The organism is Bradyrhizobium frederickii (genome assembly GCF_004570865.1).
Taxonomy (GTDB): domain Bacteria; phylum Pseudomonadota; class Alphaproteobacteria; order Rhizobiales; family Xanthobacteraceae; genus Bradyrhizobium; species Bradyrhizobium frederickii.
The window spans coordinates 1-2,676 of the sequence record NZ_SPQS01000091.1; the positions used below are offsets into that span (position 1 = coordinate 1).

Annotated in this window: 7 protein-coding genes; all 7 read left to right on the top strand. The window is 48.7% G+C overall.

What is annotated here, in order from left to right; translation table 11 throughout:
• Positions 1 to 100 precede the first annotated feature (100 nt).
• Positions 101 to 391 (top strand): protein ren, encoded by a 291-nt coding sequence (locus E4K64_RS39420; protein ID WP_000145933.1) that lies wholly within the window; start codon positions 101 to 103, stop codon positions 389 to 391.
• Between the two features lie 73 nt (positions 392 to 464).
• Positions 465 to 905: a recombination protein NinB gene (locus E4K64_RS39425; RefSeq protein ID WP_000736903.1), complete on the top strand. Its 441-nt coding sequence runs from the start codon at positions 465 to 467 to the stop codon at positions 903 to 905.
• Entirely contained in the window at positions 884 to 1,774 is an 891-nt protein-coding gene (locus E4K64_RS39430; RefSeq protein ID WP_001407649.1) for a phosphoadenosine phosphosulfate reductase domain-containing protein, read from the top strand. The genes E4K64_RS39425 and E4K64_RS39430 overlap by 22 nt, the downstream gene beginning before the upstream one ends.
• Positions 1,774 to 1,944, top strand: a complete 171-nt coding sequence (gene ninD, locus E4K64_RS39435) for a protein NinD (protein WP_223368622.1) — start codon at positions 1,774 to 1,776, stop codon at positions 1,942 to 1,944. The genes E4K64_RS39430 and ninD overlap by 1 nt, the downstream gene beginning before the upstream one ends.
• Positions 1,911 to 2,093 carry a NinE family protein gene (locus E4K64_RS39440; protein WP_000113775.1) on the top strand — a complete coding sequence of 61 codons (183 nt, stop codon included), beginning with the start codon at positions 1,911 to 1,913 and terminating at the stop codon, positions 2,091 to 2,093. Before ninD ends, E4K64_RS39440 begins: the two co-directional genes overlap by 34 nt.
• Complete coding sequence (locus tag E4K64_RS39445) at positions 2,090 to 2,260, top strand: protein NinF (protein ID WP_000566997.1); 171 nt, start codon at positions 2,090 to 2,092, stop codon at positions 2,258 to 2,260. Before E4K64_RS39440 ends, E4K64_RS39445 begins: the two co-directional genes overlap by 4 nt.
• The coding region (locus tag E4K64_RS39450; RefSeq protein WP_235884973.1) for a recombination protein NinG at positions 2,253 to 2,676 on the top strand (424 nt) is incomplete at its 3' end. The genes E4K64_RS39445 and E4K64_RS39450, both read left to right, overlap by 8 nt.

Below are 2,676 nucleotides of genomic sequence, written 5' to 3' on the forward strand. Positions count from 1 at the left end.
AACAACTTCCTGTCATGGGCGGTAGACCTCTAAATCGTGCACAGGCTCTGGCGAAGATCGCAGAAATCAAAGCTAAGTTCGGACTGAAAGGAGCAAGTGTATGACGGGCAAAGAGGCAATTATTCATTACCTGGGGACGCATAATAGCTTCTGTGCGCCGGACGTTGCCGCGCTAACAGGCGCAACAGTAACCAGCATAAATCAGGCCGCGGCTAAAATGGCACGGGCAGGTCTTCTGGTTATCGAAGGTAAGGTCTGGCGAACGGTGTATTACCGGTTTGCTACCAGGGAAGAACGGGAAGGAAAGATGAGCACGAACCTGGTTTTTAAGGAGTGTCGCCAGAGTGCCGCGATGAAACGGGTATTGGCGGTATATGGAGTTAAAAGATGACCATCTACATTACTGAGCTAATAACAGGCCTGCTGGTAATCGCAGGCCTTTTTATTTGGGGGAGAGGGAAGTCATGAAAAAACTAACCTTTGAAATTCGATCTCCAGCACATCAGCAAAACGCTATTCACGCAGTACAGCAAATCCTTCCAGACCCAACCAAACCAATCGTAGTAACCATTCAGGAACGCAACCGCAGCTTAGACCAAAACAGGAAGCTATGGGCCTGCTTAGGTGACGTCTCTCGTCAGGTTGAATGGCATGGTCGCTGGCTGGATGCAGAAAGCTGGAAGTGTGTGTTTACCGCAGCATTAAAGCAGCAGGATGTTGTTCCTAACCTTGCCGGGAATGGCTTTGTGGTAATAGGCCAGTCAACCAGCAGGATGCGTGTAGGCGAATTTGCGGAGCTATTAGAGCTTATACAGGCATTCGGTACAGAGCGTGGCGTTAAGTGGTCAGACGAAGCGAGACTGGCTCTGGAGTGGAAAGCGAGATGGGGAGACAGGGCTGCATGATAAATGTCGTTAGTTTCTCCGGTGGCAGGACGTCAGCATATTTGCTCTGGCTAATGGAGCAAAAGCGACGGGCAGGTAAAGACGTGCATTACGTTTTCATGGATACAGGTTGTGAACATCCAATGACATATCGGTTTGTCAGGGAAGTTGTGAAGTTCTGGGATATACCGCTCACCGTATTGCAGGTTGATATCAACCCGGAGCTTGGACAGCCAAATGGTTATACGGTATGGGAACCAAAGGATATTCAGACGCGAATGCCTGTTCTGAAGCCATTTATCGATATGGTAAAGAAATATGGCACTCCATACGTCGGCGGCGCGTTCTGCACTGACAGATTAAAACTCGTTCCCTTCACCAAATACTGTGATGACCATTTCGGGCGAGGGAATTACACCACGTGGATTGGCATCAGAGCTGATGAACCGAAGCGGCTAAAGCCAAAGCCTGGAATCAGATATCTTGCTGAACTGTCAGACTTTGAGAAGGAAGATATCCTCGCATGGTGGAAGCAACAACCATTCGATTTGCAAATACCGGAACATCTCGGTAACTGCATATTCTGCATTAAAAAATCAACGCAAAAAATCGGACTTGCCTGCAAAGATGAGGAGGGATTGCAGCGTGTTTTTAATGAGGTCATCACGGGATCCCATGTGCGTGACGGACATCGGGAAACGCCAAAGGAGATTATGTACCGAGGAAGAATGTCGCTGGACGGTATCGCGAAAATGTATTCAGAAAATGATTATCAAGCCCTGTATCAGGACATGGTACGAGCTAAAAGATTCGATACCGGCTCTTGTTCTGAGTCATGCGAAATATTTGGAGGGCAGCTTGATTTCGACTTCGGGAGGGAAGCTGCATGATGCGATGTTATCGGTGCGGTGAATGCAAAGAAGATAACCGCTTCCGACCAAATCAACCTTACTGGAATCGATGGTGTCTCCGGTGTGAAAGAACACCAACAGGGGTGTTACCACTACCGCAGGAAAAGGAGGACGTGTGGCGAGACAGCGACGAAGTATCACCGACATAATCTGCGAAAACTGCAAATACCTTCCAACGAAACGCACCAGAAATAAACCCAAGCCAATCCCAAAAGAATCTGACGTAAAAACCTTCAACTACACGGCTCACCTGTGGGATATCCGGTGGCTAAGACGTCGTGCGAGGAAAACAAGGTGATTGACCAAAATCGAAGTTACGAACAAGAAAGCGTCGAGCGAGCTTTAACGTGCGCTAACTGCGGTCAGAAGCTGCATGTGCTGGAAGTTCACGTGTGTGAGCACTGCTGCGCAGAACTGATGAGCGATCCGAATAGCTCGATGCACGAGGAAGAAGATGATGGCTAAACCAGCGCGAAGACGATGTAAAAACGATGAATGCCGGGAATGGTTTCACCCTGCATTCGCTAATCAGTGGTGGTGCTCTCCAGAGTGTGGAACCAAGATAGCACTCGAACGACGAAGTAAAGAACGCGAAAAAGCGGAAAAAGCAGCAGAGAAGAAACGACGACGAGAGGAGCAGAAACAGAAAGATAAACTTAAGATTCGAAAACTCGCCTTAAAGCCCCGCAGTTACTGGATTAAACAAGCCCAACAAGCCGTAAACGCCTTCATCAGAGAAAGAGACCGCGACTTACCATGTATCTCGTGCGGAACGCTCACGTCTGCTCAGTGGGATGCCGGACATTACCGGACAACTGCTGCGGCACCTCAACTCCGATTTAATGAACGCAATATTCACAAGCAATGCGTGGTGTGCAACC